Annotated in this window: 3 protein-coding genes; 2 read left to right on the forward strand and 1 reads right to left on the reverse strand. The window is 65.1% G+C overall.

The features are described from left to right. Positions 1–381 (forward strand): L,D-transpeptidase family protein (locus AC1D00_RS39230; protein ID WP_477014371.1); only part of this gene is annotated, 381 nt, incomplete at its 5' end. Positions 382–387: 6 nt separating this feature from the next. Then, entirely contained in the window at positions 388–1,173 is a 786-nt protein-coding gene (locus AC1D00_RS39235; RefSeq protein WP_477014372.1) for a 2-keto-4-pentenoate hydratase, read from the forward strand. A gap of 166 nt (positions 1,174–1,339) precedes the next feature. Here the strand turns inward: AC1D00_RS39235 and AC1D00_RS39240 are convergent. Continuing rightward, on the reverse strand, positions 1,340–1,873 hold a 534-nt coding region (locus tag AC1D00_RS39240), incomplete at its 5' end, for a YggS family pyridoxal phosphate-dependent enzyme (protein ID WP_477014373.1).

Genomic DNA, 1,873 nt, shown 5'->3' on the forward strand with positions numbered 1-1,873 from the left:
CCCAAGGGCAGCTTCCGGCCGCGGCGACTGTGGTGGCGGGGCGACCGGCACAGCCGGCCGCAGACCTTCCTGCCGGTGCGGATCATCACCGGCGAGGACGCCTGGTGCGAGGATCCCCGGGATCGTCATTACAACCAGGGAATCCGGCTCGGCGAGGGGCAGGGCGGTGACCGGCTCAAGCGGGCCGACCATCTCTATGACTTCATCATCGAAATCGACCACAACACGCGCCCGCGTATCGCCGGCCGCGGCAGCGCGGTGTTCCTGCATCTGGCCCGCGACAATTTCGGCCCGACCGCGGGCTGCGTCACGATGACCAAATCCGCGATGCTGCAATTGCTGCGGCGGCTGGGCCCGCGAACAAGAATCATCATCGGGTGATGGCACATGCTCGAGAAGGATCAGATCGCCGCCGCATCGCGGGTCCTCGTCCAACACTGGCGTGACGGCACCAAGCTCGACGCGCTGGAGAGACATCTGCGGCCGCAGACCCGCGCCGAGGGCTACGCCGTTCAGGCCGCACTCGAAGCGCAATCGCCCGGAAAACTGTTCGGCTGGAAGATCGCGGCAACGAGCTTGTCCGGACAGAAGCACATCAATGTTACGGGACCGCTGGCCGGGCGCATCATGAGCGACACATTGATTGCCGACGGCGGCACCGCGTCGATGAAGGGCAACGCGATGCGCGTCGGCGAGCCGGAATTTTGCTTCCGCATGGGACGCGATCTGGCGCCGCGCGCGGCACCGTTTGCCGTCGACGAGGTACTGGCCGCCGTCGACAGCCTGCATCCTGCGATCGAGATTCCGGATTCGCGCTTCGCCGATTTCGCCGCCGCCGGCGAGGCGCAGCTCATCGCCGACAATGCCTGCGCGCATCTGTTCGTGCTGGGCGCAGCGACGCCTGCGAACTGGCGCACAATGGATCTCGTCGCGGAACGGCCGCAGATCACGCTGCGCGGCGAGCGCTATATCGGCCACGGCAAGAACGTGCTCGGCGATCCCCGCGTTGCGCTCGCCTGGCTCGCCAACGAACTGCGCGGGCTCGGCATCACCTTGCGGGCAGGGGAGGTGGTGACCACAGGCACATGCCATCCGCCGCTGCCGATCCAGGCCGGCGATCACCTGGCGGTGGATTTCGGCGTGTTGGGGAAGGCGTCAGTGGGGTTTGCGTAGACGGCGCACACGCTGCTGTCATTGCGAGCCCATCTCTCTCCACGCGTCATTGCGAGCGCAGCGAAGCAATCCAGAATCTTTCCACGGAGGAACTCTGGATTGCTTCGCTACGCTCGCAATGACGAATTTGAGAGCTTGTATGGCTCCCGGCCCTCGCTTACGGCAATCACCGATGCCCGAAGATCGCGCTGCCCACGCGCACATGCGTGGCACCTAGCATGATGGCGGTGGCGAAATCCGCGCTCATGCCCATCGAGAGATTGTTCAATCCATTGCGCGCGGCGATCTTGGCGGTCAGCGCGAAATGCGCCGCCGGCGGCTCGTCGACCGGCGGGATGCACATCAGCCCGGAGATCGTCAGCCCATAAGTGTCGCGGCAGCTTGCGAGGAAAGCATCGGCCTCGCCGGGCGCGACGCCGGCCTTCTGCGGCTCCTCGCCGGTGTTGATCTGGACGAAGAGCTGCGGATGTTTCTTCTGGGATTCAATTTCCTTGGCTAACGCCTGGCAAATGCTCGGGCRGTCAACCGAATGGATGGCGTCGAACAGCGCGACCGCCTCTTTCGCCTTGTTGGATTGCAGCGGCCCGATCAGATGCAGCGCGATATCGGGGTAAACGGACGTTAACGCCGGCCACTTGCCTTTGGCCTCCTGCACCCGATTCTCGCCAAACACGCGCTGTCCGGCGGCGATGACCGGGGT

The organism is Bradyrhizobium sp. P2_E8, from assembly GCF_056403875.1.